18 protein-coding genes are annotated in these 19,948 nt (G+C 64.7%); 9 read left to right on the top strand and 9 right to left on the bottom strand.

What is annotated here, in order from left to right; translation table 11 throughout:
- Positions 1-4: 4 nt before the first annotated feature.
- Positions 5-1,045, bottom strand: coding sequence for a hypothetical protein (locus tag KA184_10545; GenBank protein MBP8130003.1), 1,041 nt, complete (start codon positions 1,043-1,045; stop codon positions 5-7).
- A 415-nt stretch (positions 1,046-1,460) separates the two neighbouring features.
- Between KA184_10545 and KA184_10540 the strand changes: the two genes are divergently transcribed.
- Positions 1,461-2,477 (top strand): DUF1559 domain-containing protein, encoded by a 1,017-nt coding sequence (locus KA184_10540; GenBank protein MBP8130002.1) that lies wholly within the window; start codon positions 1,461-1,463, stop codon positions 2,475-2,477.
- A gap of 67 nt (positions 2,478-2,544) precedes the next feature.
- On the opposite strand, the gene obgE is transcribed toward KA184_10540, so the two are convergent.
- Genes obgE through KA184_10520 form a run of 4 tightly spaced genes read right to left on the bottom strand, consistent with a single transcriptional unit; the run spans position 2,545 to position 5,267 of the window.
- Positions 2,545-3,801, bottom strand: a complete 1,257-nt coding sequence (obgE, locus tag KA184_10535; GenBank protein ID MBP8130001.1) for a GTPase ObgE — start codon at positions 3,799-3,801, stop codon at positions 2,545-2,547.
- A gap of 18 nt (positions 3,802-3,819) precedes the next feature.
- Positions 3,820-4,083, bottom strand: a complete 264-nt coding sequence (gene rpmA / locus KA184_10530; protein MBP8130000.1) for a 50S ribosomal protein L27 — start codon at positions 4,081-4,083, stop codon at positions 3,820-3,822.
- A gap of 12 nt (positions 4,084-4,095) precedes the next feature.
- Positions 4,096-4,407 (bottom strand): 50S ribosomal protein L21, encoded by a 312-nt coding sequence (gene rplU / locus KA184_10525; GenBank protein ID MBP8129999.1) that lies wholly within the window; start codon positions 4,405-4,407, stop codon positions 4,096-4,098.
- Between the two features lie 47 nt (positions 4,408-4,454).
- The gene (locus tag KA184_10520) at positions 4,455-5,267 is read right to left on the bottom strand and encodes an aspartate dehydrogenase (protein ID MBP8129998.1); all 813 of its coding nucleotides are present in this window, start codon (positions 5,265-5,267) and stop codon (positions 4,455-4,457) included.
- Positions 5,268-5,546: 279 nt separating this feature from the next.
- Here KA184_10520 and KA184_10515 point away from each other — a divergent pair, with 279 nt between their 5' ends.
- Positions 5,547-7,034, top strand: coding sequence for a hypothetical protein (locus KA184_10515; GenBank protein MBP8129997.1), 1,488 nt, complete (start codon positions 5,547-5,549; stop codon positions 7,032-7,034).
- 21 nt (positions 7,035-7,055) lie between these two features.
- Here KA184_10515 and KA184_10510 read toward each other — a convergent pair whose 3' ends face one another.
- The 4 genes from KA184_10510 to cobA all read right to left on the bottom strand — a co-directional run bounded on the left by KA184_10510 (position 7,056) and on the right by cobA (position 11,853).
- Entirely contained in the window at positions 7,056-7,574 is a 519-nt protein-coding gene (locus KA184_10510) for a hypothetical protein (GenBank protein MBP8129996.1), read from the bottom strand.
- A 45-nt stretch (positions 7,575-7,619) separates the two neighbouring features.
- Positions 7,620-8,045: a hypothetical protein gene (locus KA184_10505; protein ID MBP8129995.1), complete on the bottom strand. Its 426-nt coding sequence runs from the start codon at positions 8,043-8,045 to the stop codon at positions 7,620-7,622.
- Positions 8,046-8,186: 141 nt separating this feature from the next.
- Complete coding sequence (locus KA184_10500) at positions 8,187-10,253, bottom strand: beta-galactosidase (protein MBP8129994.1); 2,067 nt, start codon at positions 10,251-10,253, stop codon at positions 8,187-8,189.
- A gap of 79 nt (positions 10,254-10,332) precedes the next feature.
- Positions 10,333-11,853, bottom strand: a complete 1,521-nt coding sequence (gene cobA / locus KA184_10495) for a uroporphyrinogen-III C-methyltransferase (GenBank protein ID MBP8129993.1) — start codon at positions 11,851-11,853, stop codon at positions 10,333-10,335.
- Between the two features lie 334 nt (positions 11,854-12,187).
- Here cobA and KA184_10490 point away from each other — a divergent pair, with 334 nt between their 5' ends.
- The 7 genes from KA184_10490 to KA184_10460 all read left to right on the top strand — a co-directional run bounded on the left by KA184_10490 (position 12,188) and on the right by KA184_10460 (position 19,851).
- A complete protein-coding gene (locus KA184_10490) occupies positions 12,188-13,570 on the top strand; it encodes a UDP-N-acetylmuramate--L-alanine ligase (protein MBP8129992.1) in 1,383 nt (460 codons plus the stop codon).
- Complete coding sequence (locus tag KA184_10485; GenBank protein ID MBP8129991.1) at positions 13,570-14,355, top strand: FtsQ-type POTRA domain-containing protein; 786 nt, start codon at positions 13,570-13,572, stop codon at positions 14,353-14,355. Before KA184_10490 ends, KA184_10485 begins: the two co-directional genes overlap by 1 nt.
- A 166-nt stretch (positions 14,356-14,521) precedes the next feature.
- Entirely contained in the window at positions 14,522-15,766 is a 1,245-nt protein-coding gene (gene ftsZ, locus KA184_10480; protein MBP8129990.1) for a cell division protein FtsZ, read from the top strand.
- On the top strand, positions 15,763-16,863 hold the full coding sequence (locus KA184_10475) for a type IV pilus twitching motility protein PilT (protein MBP8129989.1): 1,101 nt from the start codon (positions 15,763-15,765) through the stop codon (positions 16,861-16,863). Before ftsZ ends, KA184_10475 begins: the two co-directional genes overlap by 4 nt.
- A 99-nt stretch (positions 16,864-16,962) precedes the next feature.
- Positions 16,963-17,922, top strand: a complete 960-nt coding sequence (locus tag KA184_10470) for a GDP-mannose 4,6-dehydratase (protein ID MBP8129988.1) — start codon at positions 16,963-16,965, stop codon at positions 17,920-17,922.
- A 7-nt stretch (positions 17,923-17,929) separates the two neighbouring features.
- Complete coding sequence (gmd, locus tag KA184_10465; GenBank protein ID MBP8129987.1) at positions 17,930-18,931, top strand: GDP-mannose 4,6-dehydratase; 1,002 nt, start codon at positions 17,930-17,932, stop codon at positions 18,929-18,931.
- Complete coding sequence (locus KA184_10460; protein ID MBP8129986.1) at positions 18,928-19,851, top strand: GDP-mannose 4,6-dehydratase; 924 nt, start codon at positions 18,928-18,930, stop codon at positions 19,849-19,851. The genes gmd and KA184_10460 overlap by 4 nt, the downstream gene beginning before the upstream one ends.
- Positions 19,852-19,948 lie beyond the last annotated feature (97 nt).

The following is a 19,948-nucleotide window of genomic DNA, read 5'->3' as shown; positions in this document are numbered from 1 at the left end:
GCGGTTAGTAGCGGCGGACGTAATAGAAGCCGCCGGTTGCGAGGCAGGGCTGCGGCCCGCCCTGCGGCAGCGCCAGCTGGATTTGCGCGAAACGGCCCTTGTACTCGTCGAGCATCCAGACCGCCGAAAGAACGTTTTCCTCTCCCGCGCCGGCGGCCGACTGCACGGGCCGGCCGTCGATGAGGAGCCGAACGGCGGCGTCGGCGGATGCGCGAAAACGAAATCCCAAGGCACGCCCGCGCACCTCGAAGAGGAGGGACGTGAGAGTCTGCGCGGCGGACGCGGCCGGAGTCTCCGCGGGGGGCGCCGCGCAGACGTCAACGTGAAAAACACCGTTTGGTTCATACGGATTGGCGGAGAACTCCTGGCCATGACGCGCGGGCTGCCCTTGGAATGCGGGGCCGTCGGCGGTCCAGTTGTCCAGCGTGCCGAGTTCGAAATCGCTATTGGGGAAGGGCAGCAGGTCCGGGGCCCGGTCGAGGGCGCGGAAGTCGTCGACGCTGATAATTCCCCACGGGGCGCTGCTCCGATCGCGGACGTAGATGAGCGCGCGTTCGCCCAAGAATTCCGTTACGTCCCAGACTGCCTGCCTCAAGGTGGGGCTTTCCGCGCCCGAAGCGGAGCGCACGACGCTGCCGGACACGACCAGGTCTACTGACGCGGCGGGGGCCATGCCGCCTGCGACAAGGAAGGAGATGTAGGGCTTGCGGATGGTAAACGGCTCGGACAGAAGGCCGCCTTGGGGCTTGTCACCCTGCATCTGGCCCGGTTTCTGGCCCCGTTTGCCCTGAAACAACTCGTAGGTGCCCACCCAGAAGGATCCTTGCGGCAGCGCCGACCGGGAACGGTCGCGCGCCCGGGGATTGTCGCCGCGTGTCGGCTGGTCCTGGAACGCGTTGCCTTCCTGTTTCCAGTGATTCAGGTTGCCCTGCTCGAAATCGCTGTTCGGGAAAAGCAATTCACCTTCCTGCGCCGCGATGGCGCCCGTCATCGTCCAGGATGCCGCCAGCAGACAGCACCAGAACACCACTGCGGGTTTCCGCATCTCCTTGGACTCCTTTCGCACGCCCACCTCGCCCGTTGCAGGCGTCCATCATAGCACGCGCGTGGTCAGTACGGCCTAGCCCGGGCATTGCCGCAAGGACTGGCGGCGCTGCCGCCATACCCCATTGACGCCCACAGAACAAGGCGCTATAGTGGCAGCTGCAAGGAGCGGCCGAGCGGCATCCTGGGCGTCGTTCTTGCCCAAGCCCGACAGGGGGCCGCCAGGTCAGGGCAGTGTGATTGCGAGGTGGTGGAGAGGGCCCTTGCGTGTCGCGGCGGTGTTTCCAGCCCGAACCACAGGAGACGCGGGATCACCTCCGCGGGGGCGGCGTCGCGCCAAGCCCCGTGGGCAGGACCATGACAGGTTCGCCGGTAGTTGCGGCATGAATGAGACACGCGCAATAGGAGGCATCGTCATGCGACGCAGAGGTTTCACGCTCATTGAACTGCTGGTGGTGATCGCTATCATCGGGATTCTGGCTGCGATTCTTCTGCCGGCCCTGGCGCGGGCGCGCGAGGCGGCGCGGCGCTCCAGCTGCCAGAACAATCTCAAGGAATGGGGGCTCGTGTACAAGATGTATGCGAACGAAGACCCCGGAGAACGGTTCCCGCCCATGGAACTCGAAGTCAAGCCGCGCGATGACAGTGGTTCCTGGGAACTTTACGTTGCGGCAGGGCCGAAGGTGAAGGCGATCTATCCGGAATACCTTACGGACCCGGCGATTGTCGTCTGCCCATCCGATGCGACGGAAGACATCGATAACCTGCGGGACGACGACATCCCGGCCTTGGGCATCCGCGAAGGCGACTGGCACATCGGCTACTACCTGGGCGGCGGCAACGGCGTGAACGATATCGACACGAGTTACGCCTATTTCGGCTGGGTGCTGGACCGCATGAACGATGTGCCGGGCCAAGTGGAGCCTGCAAGCGCCGTGGGGGTGGACCTGCTTGCCTCCACCTTCGGCGTGAACATTCCAGGCGACACCCTGGTGCCGTCGCAACTGCCGCGGTTGTTGCTGGAAGCCTTCAACGACAATCCGGCCGCCGTGACCGGCCTGATGAGCCCCGGACCCGCGGGCGAGTTGCCGGTCGCCAGGCTGGCGGACTGCGATGTGCAGGGCGGTCCCGGCACGCCGCTCGAGTCACATGGGAATGGCGGCGGCGACACCGTCTACCGGCTTCGCGAGGGCATTGAGCGGTTCTTGATCACCGACATCAACAACCCGGCGGCGGCGGCCCAGGCGCAGAGCACCGTATTCGTCATGATCGACCAACTCGGCACGGCGGGCACCATCACGTTGTACAACCACGTGCCGGGCGGGTGTAACGTGATGTACCTGGACGGTCACGTGGATTTCATCCGGTATCCGGGCGGCCAGCCGATCAACCGGCCCATGGCGAACATCATGGCGCTCTTCTCGGCCAGCTGAGCGAAGCGCAATCCGTTGGCGCGCGCCCGCCGGCGAAGGCGCGCCGGCTTCCTGCAGTTGCACGGCCTTACTCGGGCTCGTACTCGAGTTCGTAATCGCTGATACGGATCGTCTGCCCGGACTTGGCGCCGAGGCGCTTGAGCGCCTTGAAAAGCCCCATCTTGCGCAGCGTGTCCTGCAGGTGCCGCACGGCCTCTTCGTTCTCGAAGTTGGTCATGCGCACGACCTGCACGATGCGTTTGCCCTCGACGGCGAAACCGCTGGGCGTTTTCATGACCTCGAAGGGCGCCTCATAGACATACTCCGCGTCCTCCGTGTCTTCCTGAGGCTCCAATGTCTCGCTCTTGCGCACCTGCTCGACTTCCTCCCAGAGGCGCTCCAGCAGTTCCGGGACGCCGTCGCCGGTCGCACCCGAGATGAGGCTCGGCTTCTTGAAGCGGCGCCGCAGTTTTTCGAACCGCTCCCGGTTCTCCGGAATATCGGCCTTGTTCAGTGCGTAAACGCGCGGGCGGCCGCTGAAAACCGCGCTGTGTTGCTCCAGTTCTTTCTCCAGGATTTGTTTCGTCTTGAGCGGGCTTGCATCGCTCAAGTCAATCAGAAACAGGAGCACTTTGGTGCGCTCGATGTGCCGCAGAAAATCGTGGCCGAGGCCCTTGCCTTCGGCAGCGCCTTCGATGATGCCGGGGATATCGGCCACCGTCAGCGTGCGAAACCCGGGCAATGCGGCCACGCCCAGAACAGGCGCGAGCGTGGTGAAAGGATAGTCGGCGATTTTCGGGCGCGCCGCGCTGATGGCCGCCAGCAGCGTGGACTTGCCCGCGTTGGGCAGGCCGACGATGCCCACCTCGGCGATCAGTTTGAGTTCCAGCGCGAGATGCACATCTTCGCCGGGTTCGCCCTTTTCCGCGAATCGCGGCGTGCGATTGGTCGAGCTCGCGAAACGGGGATTGCCGCGGCCGCCGCGCCCGCCGTGCGCCGCGACGTAGCGCTGGCCCTCGTGCGTGAGGTCGGCCAGCACGGTTCCCCGCGCGGCGTCGCGCACGGTGGTGCCGCAGGGAACGAGGATTTCGATGGGTTCGCCCGCCGCGCCGTGACGGTCCTTGCCCATGCCGTGCACGCCGCGCTTCCCCTTCCAAATAGGATGGAAGCGCAAATCCAGGAGAGAATGCAGCCGCGAGGAAGCCACGAGGACAATGTCGCCGCCCGGCCCGCCGTCGCCGCCGTCGGGTCCCCCGCGCGGCACATACTTCTCTCTGCGGAAGCTACAGCAGCCGTTGCCCCCAGCGCCCGCGAAGGCGCGGATTTTCACGCGATCCACAAACATGATCGTGACGAGCGCGGATCACTCCGTTGTTGCCGGAATGACGTCGATACACTTGCGGTCTTTGCGGAGGAACCGGAACTGTACCCGGCCGTCGATAAGTGCAAACAACGTATGGTCTTTGCCCATGCCGACATTGTCGCCGGGGTGAAACTGCGTGCCACGCTGGCGCACGATGATATTTCCCGCCTTGACCTGTTGCCCGCCGAACTTCTTGAGCCCGAGCCGCTGCGACTGGCTGTCGCGCCCGTTTCGCGAGCTGCCACCTGCTTTCTTGTGAGCCATGGCGCCTCTCCCTTATGCCTGGATGTCTTGTACGCGCACCGCCGTGTAGTACTGCCGGTGCCCGCGTGTCTTGTGGTAGTTCTTGCGGTTCTTGTACTTGTAGACGCGGATCTTCTTGGCCCGGTCCTGCTCGACGACCTTGCAGACTACCCGCGCCGCGGCCAGTGCCGCCGGGTCCGTGACGATCTCGTCGTCCTTCGCGAGCAGGGCCACCTGGTCCAACTCGATGGTGTCGCCGATTTCCGCATCGATCTTCTCGACGCGGACCGTGTCGCCTACGGCCATCTTGTACTGTTTTCCGCCGGTGTTGACTACTGCGTACATGGGCTATTCTCCGTTGCTGCGTCTGCTTCGGTTTCGGGCGCCGCGACTCAACGCTGGTGCGCCGCGAAGGCCATGGCAGCAGCCCGCAGTTCCGCAATGGCCGACAGCGAAGCGAGATAACTCGATTTCGCGTTGCGCGGCGACGGCAGATTCGTCGTCATCGTCTGCAACCGGCCGAATGCGCCTTCCGCCACGACCTCGTGGCTGTTTTCCGTTGCCTTCGGGTCCGCGATAATACGTACCCGCGTTTCTTTCGGGCCGATACCCACGAGGCTCAACGCCCCGGCCACGTTCACGTTGGCCGGAAACGCCTTGCAGGCCTCGAGAGCCGTTCCCTCGAACACGACCTTCGGCTCCTTCAACGTCGACAGGTCGATGTCATGCTCTTTCAAATACGGCGCGCCTTCCAGGCCCTTGGGCGGCTTGCGCGTCGTTAACGTGACGCTGTGCAGCCCCGCCTCCATCGCCGCGCGCACCGCATCCAATCCGGCGAGCGCGCCCGACGGGATGCGCACCTCGATCTTGCACTCCCGCGCCTGCTCGACCAGGTCCGGCCGCTGCATCAGGCCGCCCACGCTCATGACCAGGCAGTCGCGATGATGCCGGATGGCCGCCTCGATCACTTCGGGCACGGAACTGGCCACCGCGCACTCGACCAAAAAGTCCGCGTGCCCGGCGCTTTCCTCCAGCGAACAAACATCCGCATCAAGCTGAAACGAGCGCTTGAGCAAACGCGCTTTCTTTTCGTCAATATCCGTCAGGGCGACGAGCGTCGCCGGAATATCACCCTTTTGCAAAGCGATACACAAGTCGGCGCCAATATTGCCGCACCCGATCAAGCCCACGTTCATCCGGACCATGGGGCATCTCCCAACGAGGGACAAAAAAAAGACGGCAATCCATCACCGCGAGCAACGGCGTGCCGCCGCCTGCCGCGCAGAGCCGTAATTGGGCACGGAGCGGAAAAATACCATATGTGCCCGGAAGGAGTCAACTCTAACGCGGCGGCGGTGTTTGACGCCTCCCCGCCGCGCCGCACCAACGGCATGCTTTGGGCGCTGGTCCTTTGCGCGCAGGGGACTTTTTGCGCTAAGGTGTCGGCCTTGACAGATGGAACAACCGGAGGGATGAAGGACGCTATGGCACATCGTGGTGACAGACGGCTGCGCATGGGCGCCGCATGGCGCGTGTTCGCGGTGGGCGGGCTTTGCGGAGTGCTGCTGACATGCACGACAACGACAATCCCGCTGACCAATATCCCAATCCCCGTGCCCGATCTGCCTTTCCGCATCCCCTTCTTCGGGAAGAAGGACCTGGACTATAGCAGGCTGGGCTGGCTGGGCGCTTTCGACGCGATACATCAGAAACTGGCGGCGGAATACCCGTTCACGGCCCATAAGGGCATTGATTGGGCGTCCCATTACGAAGCGTTCGCGCCGCGCATCAGCGCTGCTGAAGCCGCGGAGGACGAAGCGGCGCTCTACGTCGTCCTGCTCGAGTACGTCTACGCGATTCCGGATGGCAACATGGGCCTTTACGACGATGAGGATATCCGGCGCGATCATATCGGCGGCGGACTCGGGTTCGGCGTCATTCAACTGGACGACGGGCGTGTCATCGCGCACATCCTGCTCGACGATGGCCCCGCTGCCGCCGCGGGCATGCAGTGGGGCGCGGAAATCGTCGAATACGGCGGCGCGCCGGTTCAGAACGCGCTGGACGGCACGCCGGTCATCTGGGCGCGCCGCCCGCCCGCGACCTTGGCGGGACGCCGCATCGAGCAGTTGCGTTTCCTGACGCGTTGTCCCGTGGACTCGGAGGTGGGGGTGGTCTTCAAGAACCTCAATGCCGCGGAGCCGGTGCAGGCGACCCTGCGCGCCGTTGACGACGGCTACGAGACGCTCAACCAGACCTATCTTTATGACAGTGAAGTCAGCGATTTTGGCTCGCCGGTCGAGGCGAAGGTGCTGCCCAGCGGCCTGGGTTACATCAGACTGCACTTCTTCGCGCCGACGGTGACCACGCCGTTTCCCGCGAATGCATTCAAGAGCGAGGTCGCGTCTCTCGTCCGCAAGGGAGTGCCGGGCTTGATCCTGGACGTGCGCGGCAACAGCGGCGGGGCGGACGACCTGGTCCCAAAATGTCTCGGTCATTTCTTCCGGGAACCTGTGTTCTACGAAGACATCGCGATTTATGACAAGGAAGCGCAGGACTTTGTCGTGAAGGAGGACGCGCATCTGCGAATCGAGCCGCGCGACCCCTATTTTGAAGGGCCTGTCGCCGTGCTGGTCGATTACTCCACGTTCAATGCCGCCGAGGGCGTGCCCATGGCGCTGCAACGGCGGCCCGGCACACGCATCGCAGGCATGAGCGGCACCTTTGGCTCGATGGCCGTGGGCGGCGGGTATGCGGACCTGCCGGACGGGCGTGCACTCTATTTCCCGGTGGGCCGTGCGCTGAATGAAGCGGGCGGCATTCTGGGCGAAGGCAATGCGGCGGGCGAGGGGGGCGTGCAGCCCGACCTGCGCGTACCGCTGGATGTGGACACGGTGCGCGCTGTTTATGCGGACGGGGAAGACGCCACGCTGCGTTATGCGGAAGAGGCGATACTCGCGGCCGCACCGTGACGCCGGCGGGCGGGAGACCGCCTAATTGACCTTGGTGATCGGGAAGCCGTCGCCCGCGATGATCTGCCAGCCTTGGATGCGGCAGGTGTACGACTGGCCCATGGCGGAGACGGTCAGATTGTTGCCCGAAGCCCGCCAATTGCCCACTACGGTTCCCATTGGCGTGGAAGCGATGGCTTGACCGCCCGGTTGCAGATGCACGATGAAATTGCCGTATTGGGTGCCAACTGCCCACGCCGTGCCGACCAGGTTCTGCGCGTTCCAACCTTGAGGCTGCTGTGGTGCGCGGCGCGGGGGGGGCGCAGGAGGGGGCGGTTGCGGGGACTGGGGGACGGGCTGAAACGCCGGGGCAGGGGGCGGGATGGATTGCGGCGGGGAACCAGGTTGCGGCACAGCGGCATCCGCTGCGGTCTGCGGGGCGCCGTTGGCGCTTTCTTCGGCTCTGTGCTGTTTCGCGAGCACGGCGAGCAGCGTGAGCGCGCAGAACACCAGAATCAGGACGCCGGCGATCGTCAAGGCTATGCGCAAACCCGGATTCATCGTATCCAACCGTCCACGACTGAAAACCCCCGCTACGCGCCCGCGTCAGCGCAGGCGCCGCGCTTCTTTCTCCTCTTGACCTTCCTTATAGTATATATGCTGGCCGCGAATCTCGCATTTGACCTGCTGTTTCATTCCCATGAAATCGACGCCCACGACCAGTTGGTTGTCTGTCACCGACCACGTGCCGGGAACCTGCGGCGGTATGTCCATGTTCATCATCTGTTTCGCCATCGCAATGACCGGAGGCGGCACATTCGCCACCGCCTGGCCGCCGGCGTTCAGGTCGATGCTGGCCGTGTGTCCCATGACGTTGACTTCCCAGGACGTGTTCGTGAGGTCTGTTGCGGTGAAATTCTTGGGCTTCGCCGCCTCGATGCCGCCTTTCTTCAGCATAGCGAGCATCGGCAGGCCGAATACCACGGCAAAAACCACGCCCACCGCAATGGCGATTTTTGGACCGGTACCCATGAACATGCTACTCCGTTGTTTTTGTATCGGGGCTGCGGGGAAGCTTCCAAGCCCCGTCGAATGTGCGAGCACATAGCCTAGCGCGCCATCGGGGGGAATGCAAACAACGGACGCGCTTCGGCTGCGCGTTCCTCTCCGGCGTCATGGGTGCTGAGCGCCGCCGGAGCGCAGCAGGTAAATCGACTGATGCACGGCGCGCGCCGCCTCGACCAGTTCCGGGTAGGGCGTGTCAGTCACGTCGACAAAGCCAATGTTGTAGTTTTCGCCATCTAACCAGCGCCCGGTAACGGGCTCGTCCACATACTGAAACCAGTGGCAGCCGACGAAGTTCGGGTGCACGGCAACGCTTCGCACATAACGCGCATAGGCCTCCGCGCGCGCCTGCTGGTTCTCCGTCGCGACAAGCCCCGTGTGGAACAGTCCGCGGTCGAGCGCGCCGAAATGGAACTCGCCGATGATCAGCGGCTTGTCGTAAGCCAGGAACTTGTCCGCCGGGATTTCCCGGTAGTAGAGGTTGTAGCACATCACGTCCGCGAATTCGGCGCAGGCGCGCGCCACAGGTTCCGGCGGGGGGCCCGCGAACCGGCAGCCCAGATACAACTGGTGTGGCGCGTGTTTCCTGCACGCCGCGCGGACCACCTCGAAATAGCGGCGGGCGAACTGGCAGGTGAACGTCTCCAAATCCGCCAGCGCCGTTACGTTCGGCGTTTCCGGCGTGCGCAGCGCGTCCCAGTCTGTGGCGGCCGTTCCCCACGCGGCATTGAGCGCCTCAATTCCGGTGTACTGCGCCTTCAGCTGTTCGATCAGGGCGGCGCGCGCCGGTTGACCGGCCGGACTCTCGAGCGTGCCGCGCGCGAAGCCCTCCCAGGCGAGCTCGTTGTCGCAGAAATACCCGATGCACAGCGGATTTGCCCCGTATTTCGCGCCCGCCCAGGCAAGGGCGCGGTCGGCCTGTTCCTCGAACTCGGGCGCGAAGACATCTTTCATCTTCGACCAATAGCCGGTGGCGCCTTCGATCAGGCGCACGCCGCCGATGCCGGTAGCCACGATGAAGGGCGCCGGGCTCTGCTCCAGCACGTCCTGCTGCGACCAGTTGCCGATCGTGTTGACTCCCCACGCGTTCAGGCGGCGGTAGCTGATGTCGCGCCATGCATCGGCCCAGCGTTCACCGTATTTGCGCGCCAGGTTTGCCCGATAAAAACTGAACGTGCGGCCCTTCCCGCCAATGCGGTCCGCGCCGCTATGCGCGCCTTGCACTTCGCCGCGGCAGCCCTGGAAACGCGGGTCCCCTTCGTCCGGAAGCCATTCGAACCAGCCGTCGCGCCCTTCGATGAAGGTCTGCTCCCACGTGCCGACGCAATCCGCGCCAACGGAGAAGAACAATGAGCCCTCAGGCGTCACGAGCCACCATTTGCCGTCCACCTTTTCCGTGCGGAACCAGCCCGTGGCCTCGCGGCGCGGTCCGTCGGCCCAGCCTCCGAAACGGTCGCGTCCGGTCAGGCGCGGCGCGGCGGCGAGTGCGGTTTCCTCCTCGCGGCGGCGTTCCGCGAACGCGCTTTCGTCGTGCAGCTTGCCGGGCCAGTCGGCGTGTTTGTATTGGCCAAACGGGTCGATGAACGGAAACGGCACTTGTTCGCGCAGGGCGCCCCCTTTGCCGAAGAGCCACGCGCGCTCGAAGAGGAGTGTGCGTTCGTGTTGCGGCCGCTGCAGAAAAACCTGAAACGCCGTAATATTCCGCGTGTCAAGCGTGGGTCCGCCGCCCAAGGGGCCGCGCACGGGCACGCCGCGCATGCCCCAGAAGAGTTCCGCGTCGCCCGTGTTGAAATAGCAGCGGAGTATGCAGCGGCTTCGCGGCGCGACGCTGCCCGAAACGGTGTTGCAGTGATGAACGCCGTCCGCGCCCGCGTTGTCCACGCGCATGGCTGCGTCGATTGGCGCATCCTCTGGGTTGTATAGCGACGCCGCTACACCGGCGTAGGCGCTCCAGTCCCAGTTTCCGGGCGGCGCCTGGAAGAACACGTTCGGCCAGTCGACCGTGTGGAACCGGACCTCGTGCGCGAATCCGTCCTCGTACGCGACCCGCCGCATCTCCGTGTCGTGCAGCACGACGCAGGCGGGCAAGGTCTCGGCGCTGAAATCCACCAGCAGGTGCTCCGCGGGCGTCTCCGCCTGCGCAAACAGGGCAAAACCAAGCACGATCGTCAACAAGGCAGTCACTCCCCAATTACCGAATGTAACCAGATGCGCGATTCCCGTAATCGGGCCGCCGGCGCGCGCCGTCTCCGACTCATGGTCTGCACTTTTGAAGCCGCCACTGGCATATGGCTTCAATCAGATGCGGAATGTCCGGCTGCGCAGGCTCGACGGCGACCTTGAAACCCCGTTCCCGGGCCGCAGCGCTGGTGACGGGCCCGAGCGACGCTATGGCGGCGCGTTCTCTCAGCGCCGCGATTTCCACGCCGGTAAAGAAGGAGGCGAAGTGCGCGGCTCCCGCGCTGTTCGTAAAGACGACGACTTCCGGGTCGAACGCGAGGAACGCCTGAACCGTTTCGCGTGCGACAGGCGCGGGCACCCTGCGCCATCCCACAAGTTCTTCAACCGTCGCGCCCCGCTCGCGCAACGCGCTGGCGAGCGCGGCGCGGGCAATGTCGGCGCGCGGCAGCAGTACGCGTTTCCCTTTCAGGGGTCCGCCGCAGGCCTCTATCGCGTCGGCCGCCGCTCCCGCGCCGAAATGCGCGGGGACGGCATCGGGCTCGATGCAGCGCCGGCGCAGGGTTTCGAGCACGCTCGGCGTGCCCGCGGCACACAGGCGCACTCCGGCGAGGGCGCGCGCGTCGTGACGCGACCGCGCGAGCAGTTGAAAGAGCATGGCGGCCGCGTTCGCGCTCGTCAGTACGACCCAGTCGTAGGCGCCGGGGTCGATATCCGGCAGGGTGTCCACCGTTTCGATGCGCAGCGCCGGTAACGCGAATACGTCCGCTCCGAGGTCGCGCAGGCGCTGTTCCAGCGCGCCCGCATGCTGCTCCGCATGCGTCACGGCTGCGCGCAGCCCGTGCAGCGGCCGTTTCTCGAACCAGCGCAGCGTTTCGTGCAGCGTTACGACGGGGCCAACCACGACAATGGCGGGCGCTTCGAGGTTCGCGCGGATACACCGATCGCTCAATGTCCCCAGGGTCCCGGTGATCGTGCGCTGACGAGCGAAGGCCGCCCACTCGACGGCCGCGGCGGGCGTGTCCGGCGCGCGTCCGGCGCGTATGAGCGCATCCGTGACCTGCGCGAGTTTTGTCACGCCCATGTATATGACCTGCGTCCCCTCAAGCATCGTCTTCGCGATGTTGGTCAGACGCGACGGCTCCCCGGGCGCGCCGTGCGCGCTCAGGAACGTCACGCTCGAGGAAAGTCCGCGATGCGTTACCGGTATGCCCGCGTATGCGGGGCCCGCCACGCCCGCGGTCACGCCCGGCACGATCTCGAATGGCACGCCCGCCGCCGCCAGCGCGGCCGCCTCTTCGCCGCCGCGCCCGAACACGAACGGGTCGCCGCCTTTCAGCCGTACGACGCACCCGCAGCGCGACGCGTGCTCCAGAAGAATACGATTGATATCATCCTGTGGCAGGCTGTGGCGTTCCGCCTGTTTGCCCACGTAAACGTGTTCCGCGCGCGGCGCCAAACACAGCAGTTCCGGATGTATCAAGGCGTCATAAATGACTACATCAGCGCATTCCAGCAACGCGCGGCCCCGCACCGTTATCAGGGCTGGGTCGCCCGGCCCCGCGCCGACGAGATAGACCTTGCCGAATTCGCTCATGGCGGCGTATCCCATCGCACCAATGCGCCTATGGTAACAGCAGAGGCGTTGTCCGCGCACCCCGCTTGCCGTCGTGTCGTGTCTGGTAAACCTGCCGCGAGGCAAGAAAAACATTACTTGATAAAATGATAAATTTATGATAATGGTGCTTTGTGTCAAGGGATGGCCCTTGCGTCTGCCGGGAAGGGAAGGCCTTTTCGGCAGAAAGAAGAGGCTTCCCTTATCTGTCTGTAGATGTTATAATGCGCGGTGCCACAATATATTGCGGTCAGGGGCCTCTTCCGTGAATGGGAGTAAGCGAAAAGTACACTTCGTCGGTGTCGGAGGTATCGGCATGAGCGGTCTTGCCGAGATTCTCCTGAATCTCGGTTATGAAGTGTCCGGTTCCGACTTGGCGGCTTCGGAGATTACGCAGCGCCTGGAACACAATGGCCTGAAGTTTTTTGAGGACCATCAGGCCTCGAACATCGGCGATGCGGGCATCCTCGTAATCTCGGCGGCGGTGCGCGAGGACAACGTGGAAGTGGTTGCGGCGACACGGCGCGGCATTCCGGTGATTCAGCGCAGCGACCTGCTGGCGGACCTGATGCGGCTGAAGCCGGAGGCGGTGGCGGTTGGCGGCACGCACGGGAAGACCACGACGACCTCGATGATCAGCACGTTCCTCGACCGCGCCAACGTGGGCGCCACCAGCATCGTCGGCGGCATCCTCCACCGCAGCGGGACGAACGCGCGCTGGGGCACTGGCGACTGCCTCGTAGCGGAGGCGGACGAACACGACGGCTCGTTCCTGCGGCTGCACCCGACCATCGCCGTGGTTACGAGCATCGACGCGGAACATCTCGAGTACTTTGGCACGCTCGACCGGATCAAGCGCGCCTTCACCGATTTCTGCAATGGCGTGCCGTTCTACGGGTATTCCATCGTGTGCTATGACGATCCCAATGTCCGCGCGATCCTCGATGATATCGAGAGCGTCTGTATCACGTACGGATTGGACGACGGCGCGTCGTTGCAGGGCCGGAACGTCCGTCTTGCAGTCCCCGACCCGAACCGCGCGCCTGCGGACCAGCTCAGCCAGGCACGCTTGCGTTTCGAGGTGGTGAGCCGCGACGAGCGGCTGCCCGCCACGGGGCGTCTCGGGGAACTGGACATCAACGCCCTCGGCCCGCACAACGTGCGCAACGCGCTCGGCGCGTGCGCCGTTGGCTTGTGCCTGGGCATGCGCTTCGGGGTCATCGCGGACGGTCTGCGCCAGTTTGACGGGGTGCAGCGGCGGCTGCAAGTGCGCGGCCGGCACGATGGCGTGGTCGTGGTCGAGGATTACGCGCACCACCCGACGGAGATCGCCAGCACGTTCGAGGCGGTGCGCATGACCGGGCCGGGCCGCATCGTCTGCATATTCCAGCCGCACTTGTACAGCAGGACGAAGTTCTTCTGCGAGGAGTTTGGGCGCGTCCTGGGCAGCGTGGACCGCAGCCTGGTCACCGACATCTACCCGTCGCGCGAGGAGCCGATGCCGGGCGTGGATTCCAGCCTGATTGTCGATGCGGCGCGGCGGCAGGGCGCGCAGCAGGTCGAACTGGTGCAGGACATGTATGCCGTGCCGGAGCATATCGTGCCCGGCCTGAAGCCGGGCGACGTGGTGCTCGTGCTGGGCGCGGGCAACATCAATCGCATTTGTGAACCGTTATTGGAGGCGCTGAGACGACGCTGATGGCCAGACCGCACCGGAAACACACGCCGCGGCGTGGCAACCGCGGCGCGCGCATCCGTCGTGTATTGCGCTGGACCGAAGCGGTGATTGGCATCGCCGTGCTGACTGCCGTGGTGATTGCCGCGTATGCATACGTGCGCACGGCGCCGGCCCTGCGGGTCCAATGTCTGCGCATCGAAGGCGCGCAGCGCATCCCGGCGGAAACGATTCGCGCCGTCGCGGGCATCACGGAAACGGACAACGTGCTGTTCCTGGATGTGCAGGCCGTGCGCGACCGCATCGAACGCATCCCTTATGTGCGCGATTGCGTGATCCGCCGCGCTTTTCCCGATGTCGTGCTGATCCGCGTCTCGGAACGCGAGCCGCTGGCCACGCTGATTGTCAACAATCGTCTGTTCGAGGTGGACGCGGAGGGCGTGGTGCTCGAAGAAATAGACGCGAATGCCCGCAAGTGCGGCCCCTTCATCACCAATGTGCGCGGGCTCGGCTACGTCCAGGTGGGCGACCGTCTCACGCACCCGTCGCTTCAGGGAGCCTTGGCGGTGTGGCGGGCGTACCGCGAGATGCCCATGGCGCGCGATGTGACCGTATCGGAAATCGCGGCGCTGAGCCCCAACGAGATCCTCATGTTCTGCAACGATCTCGACTTCGAAATCCGCTGGGGCCACGCGGATTTCGAGGGCCAGGCGAAACGGCTGGATGTTTTCTGGCGCGCGAAAGGCAGCCAGATCGCGTGCAACGAATATATCGATTTGCGATTCAAAGACGAGGTGGTCGTCCACTGAGGCCGGCCAGGGAAAGAGGGCCGGCAGGCGGCCGGGGAATGCCCCGGCGTCGGGCCGGACAAATTGTGCCGCATTCGCAACCGGTGGTAAGATGGCCGCGGCAGGGTTTCCGAGGCGCATCCCCGACGGTCCAGCCGGTTCGCGGGCGGACGTGAAGAGGGAAACCATGAGCAAGACCATAGGCACAGCGGACGAGTTCCAGTCTTTCGATCAGCGCGCGGTCATCAAGGTCTGCGGCATTGGCGGGGGCGGCGGCAACGCCGTGAACCGCATGATCGACGCCGGGCTGTCGGACGTTGAATTCATCGCGATCAACACCGACGCCCAGGCGCTCAAGCAGTCCCGCGCGGGCACGCGCCTCCAGGTGGGCGCGCAAATCACGAACGGCCTCGGTTCCGGCGCTATTCCGGACATCGGCAAGCGGGCGGCGGAAGAGGATCGGGAACGGATACGCGAAGTCATCCGCGGCGCCGACATGGTCTTTCTGACGATCGGCCTGGGCGGCGGCACGGGAACCGGCGCGAGCCCCATTGTCGCGGAAGAAGCCGCGGACGCGGGCGCGCTGACCGTGGCGATCGTCACCCTTCCGTTCGGATTCGAGAACCGCGAGCGCATGAACAACGCGCTCGCGGGCCTGCGCGACCTCGAGGAGCACGTCGATTCCCTGATCGTAGTGCCAAACGACCGCGTGGCCGACCTCTGCCGCGACAACATCTCGCTGCTGGACGCGTTCCGGCGCGCGGACGAAGTGCTGCACAACGGCGTGCGCGCGGTCACCGAACTGATCACCGTCACGGGCCTGGTCAATGCGGACTTCAACGACGTGCGCACGATTATGCAGGCCAAGGGCCGCGCGCTTATGGGCATCGGCGTGGCCGAGGGCGACGGGCGCGCCATCCGCGCGGCCGAAGAGGCCATCGTCAGCCCCTTGCTCGAACAATCGACGATCAACGGCGCCAAAGGCGTGCTCGTAAACGTGCGCGGCGGCTGCGACATGCGGATGCGCGAGGTTGAGGAAGCCGTGAATACGGTCAAGGAAGCCGCCGACCCGAACGCGAACATTATTGTCGGCGTCGTGGTTGACGACGTCGAACACCCGGAACTCCAGGTTACGGTGATCGCCGCGGGGTTCCCCAGCCCCGCAGCCGGCGAGCAAGCTCCCGGCGAGGCAAGCGCCCGGCCGCGTCCCGTCGAGGTGGCCGCGTCCGCGCCGAAACCGGCGCCGAAGCCGGAACCGGTGAAACCCGCGCCCCAACTGGTCATCGCAGAGCCGGAGGAGCAGTTCCTGTTTCCGGAAGAACGGACGATGGAACGGGAGCCGCAGTTTTCCGGCGTCGCGGAGCAAGACTCGGATGAAGACTTCAGCATCCCCGCGTTTCTGCGAAAACGGATGAAGAAGAGGGCAAAGTGAATCAGCAGTTTACGAAACTCTTGCAGCGGGCGGTCCAGAAAGACGCGTCCGACATCCATCTCAAGACCGGCAGCCCCGCCTATTTCCGGGTTGACGGCCTGCTTGCGGCCCAGGAAGGCGAGCCGCTCCATCGCGAGCATGTCGATGCGATTCTGGACGAACTGCTCTCGGCGGATCAGAAGGCATTCTTCGCGAAACGGGGCGAAATCGACTTGTCCTTCACCGAGAAAGGCGTTGGGCGCTTCCGTGTCAACGTGTTCCGGCAGCGCGGCAGCGTATCGATCGTGATGCGCCGGATCAAGACGAAAATCCTGAATTTCGAGCAACTGAATCTGCCGGTCTCGGTCGAGAGCTTCGCGAAGATGCAGCGCGGTCTCATCCTGATTACCGGCACGACCGGCAGCGGCAAATCCACGACGCTCGCCTCGATTGTCGACTACATCAACGACCGCAGGCGTTGCCACGTCGTCACCATCGAAGACCCGATTGAATATATCCACTACGACCGTATGGCGGTCATCAACCAGCGCGAGATCACCATCGACACGCAGGATTTCTCGACTGCGCTGCGTTCCGTGATGCGGCAGGACCCGGACGTGATTCTGATCGGCGAAATGCGCGACATCGAGACGTTTCAAGCCGCGATCAGCGCGTCCGAGACGGGGCATCTCGTGTTCAGCACGCTCCACACGACCAACGCGATGCAGACGGTGGACCGCATCATCGACTTGTTTCCCTCGACCCAGCACGACCAGGTGCGCTCGCAGCTTTCCATCAACCTGCGCGCCATGATGTGCATGCGCCTGCTGCCCCGGAAGGACGGCGTTGGCCGCGTGCCCATCTGCGAGGTCATGTTCAACACGCCGGCGGTGCGCAAGCTGATCAAGGAGAACCGCGTTGCCCAGATCACGCTCGCCATCCAGCAGGGTCGCGAAGCGGGCATGCAGACCTTTAACGACAGCCTGCACGACCTGGTCCGGCGCAACCTGATTTCGCTCGATACGGCGCTCGAGGCCTCGGATAACCCCGAGGAACTGCAGATGATGCTCCAGGGTATCCGGCTCAGCTCGACGCGCGGCGGCATCCTGGGCGTGTAGCGCCGCACAGGCGCGGCGGCCGGTGGTCTTTTTCGCCCGTGCGCACTAGACTGCGGATCGCCCCTGACTGCCATTCAAGTACTCTCGGGGATGAGTGTGATGAAACGCATTCTCGTTACCGGCGCGGCCGGGTTTATCGGCTCCCACTTGTGCGAGGCCTTGTTAGCCCGCGGGGATGCCGTACTTGGCGTGGACGACTTCAACGATTACTATGACCCGGCCGTCAAGCGGCGCAATATCGCCGCCGCGTTGGCGTCCAGCCGGTTCACGCTGCAGGAACACGACATCTGCGACGAGGCGGCTCTGCTGCGCCTGTTCGCGCGGGAACGGCCGGACGTGGTCGTGCATCTGGCGGCGCGCGCCGGGGTGCGGCCCTCGATTCAGGACCCGAATCTGTATCATCGCGTGAATGTCATCGGCGGCCAGCACGTCCTCGACGCCTGCCGGCGCTATCCCGTGTCGCACCTGGTTTTCGCGTCGAGTTCGTCGGTCTATGGCGGCAGCGCGGACGTCCCCTTCCGCGAGACCGACCCGGTCGCGCGGCCGATCAGCCCCTACGCGGCGACCAAGCGCATGAACGAGCTTCAGGCGCATGTGTACAGCCATCTCTACGGCCTGCACGTCACGATGCTGCGCTTCTTCACCGTCTATGGGCCGCGCCAGCGCCCGGACATGGCGATCCATCAGTTCACGCGGTGTATTCTCGAGGGCGCGCCCGTCCCCATGTTCGGCGACGGGACTTCGCAGCGGGATTACACGTACGTCGACGACATTATAGACGGGCTGCTGCGTTGCGTGGACACGCCGTTTCGTTATGAGATCTTCAATTTGGGCGAGAGCCGGACGACGAGTCTGCGCGACCTGATCGCGCTGATCGAGAAACACGCGGGCAAGCGCGCGCACATCGAGCCGCGGCCGCCGCAGCCCGGCGATGTGCCCGTCACGTATGCGGATATTACGCACGCGCGCAGGCTTCTGGGCTATAATCCGCGTTTCGAGATGGACACGGGCATCGCCCGGTTCGTGCAATGGTATCGGGAACAACAGGCAAGGAAATGAGCAGCACATGGCAACCCAGGCGCAGCGGCGCGCGTTGATCACCGGCATCACGGGCCAGGATGGCTCGTATCTTGCCGAGTTCCTGCTCGAGAAGGGATACGAGGTCTACGGGATGGTGCGGCGCGCCAGCACGGAAACCTTCGAGCGCATCGCGCATATCAAGGACCGGATTCATCTAATCCAGGCCGACCTGACCGACCAGGTGTCGTGTATCGAGGCCATAGGCGATACGCGCCCGAACGAAGTCTACAATCTCGCTGCACAGTCGTTCGTGCCCACATCCTGGAAACAACCGATTCTGACCGGCGACGTCACCGCCATCGGCGTCACGCGTCTGCTCGAGGCCATCCGGATCGTGGACAAGTCCATCCGGTTTTACCAGGCCTCGTCGAGCGAAATGTTCGGCCACGTGCGCGAGACGCCGCAGACCGAAAACACCCCCTTCTATCCGCGCAGTCCCTACGGCGTCGCCAAGGTTTACGGCCACTGGATCACCGTCAATTATCGCGAGAGCTACGCCCTTTTCGCCGTGTCCGGCATTCTGTTCAACCACGAATCGCCGCGCCGGGGCCTCGAATTCGTCACTCGCAAGGTTACGGACGGCGTGGCGCGGATCAAGTTCGGGCTGCGCGATGAACTGCGGCTCGGCAACCTCGACGCAAAACGCGACTGGGGTTATGCGGGCGATTACGTGCGCGCCATGTGGATGATGCTGCAACAGGACGCGCCCGATGACTACGTGGTCGCGAGCGAACGCAGCCACAGCGTGCGTGACATGTGCGAGACGGCTTTCGCGCACGTGGGCCTGGACTATCAGCAGTTTGTCAAGGTCGACCCCCAGTTCTGCCGTCCCGCGGAGGTGCACACCCTGCTCGGCGATTGCAGCAAGGCCAAGGCCCGGCTCGGCTGGCGGCCGGAAGTGTCCTTCGAGCAGTTGATCCGTATGATGGTCGACGCTGACCTGGTCCGCGTCGAGGACCAGGTGCGCAACCAAAGGCCCCGCATATGACGTTGCGCGCCCTGATAACCGGAGCTGAGGGCTTTGTGGGCCGGGCGCTTACCGCTTACTTGCGGCGCCGGAACTGGGATGTGGTCTGTGCCGCCTTGCGGGGCCTGCCCGGCGCGGTCGCCTGCGATATCACGCGGCCCGAGCAAGTGCGCGCGGCCCTCAAGCAGGCGGGCAATCTCACGCACGTTTTTCATCTGGCCGCCGTCGCGCATTTGCCGGAGGCCGCGCAGCAGCCCGTCACCACGTTTCACGTGAACCTCGCAGGCGTGATCCACCTGACCGACGCGTTGCGTGAATTGGCCCCCAAGGCTCGCCTCGTGTATATCGGGAGCGCCGGCGCCTACGGGGTGCCCCGGTCGCTGCCCGTTACCGAAGAGCATCCCCTGAGCCCCAACGATCCTTACGCCGTCTCGAAGGCCGCCGCCGATCACTACTGCGCGTACTGTTCCACGGCGCTTGGCATGGATGTCGTGCGGGTGCGGCCGTTCAATCACTCGGGGCCGGGCCAGGACCCGCGCTTTGTTTTGCCGGCGTTCGCGCGGCAAATCGCGGAGATCGAGGCCGAACTGGCGCCGCCGCGTGTGCGCGTCGGCAATCTCGAAACAAAGCGGGACTTCCTGCACGTGAACGACGTCGTGCGCGCCTACGAATTGCTCGCGCTGCGCGGCGAGAGCGGCGCCGCCTATAACGTATGTTCCGGCAAGGCCCAGAGTATTCGTGCGGCGCTGGAGGCCCTGTGCGCCCGCGTCGCCGTGCCCATCACCATCGAGTCCGACCCGGCGCGCATCCGTCGCGTCGATGTGCCCGAAATCTGCGGCAGCCACGAGAAGCTCACCCGCGACACCGGCTGGACGCCCGAAATCCCGTTCGCCCAACTGCTCAATGACCTGCTCGAGCGCTGGCGCGCCGCCGGCGCGTAATGACCCGGCGCGCGCCGCAGGTTGACCGCCCCCCTCCTCTCGCCTGTTTCATGCGCGGCTCGCTCAAAAGAAGCGGGAGGCGCTCCCAAAGGAGGCC

The organism is Candidatus Hydrogenedentota bacterium, from assembly GCA_018005585.1.
In the GTDB taxonomy this organism is placed as follows: Bacteria; Hydrogenedentota; Hydrogenedentia; order Hydrogenedentales; family JAGMZX01; genus JAGMZX01.
The sequence above is the reverse complement of the archived record's forward strand: the minus strand, read 5'-3'. Positions and strand labels throughout refer to the sequence as shown.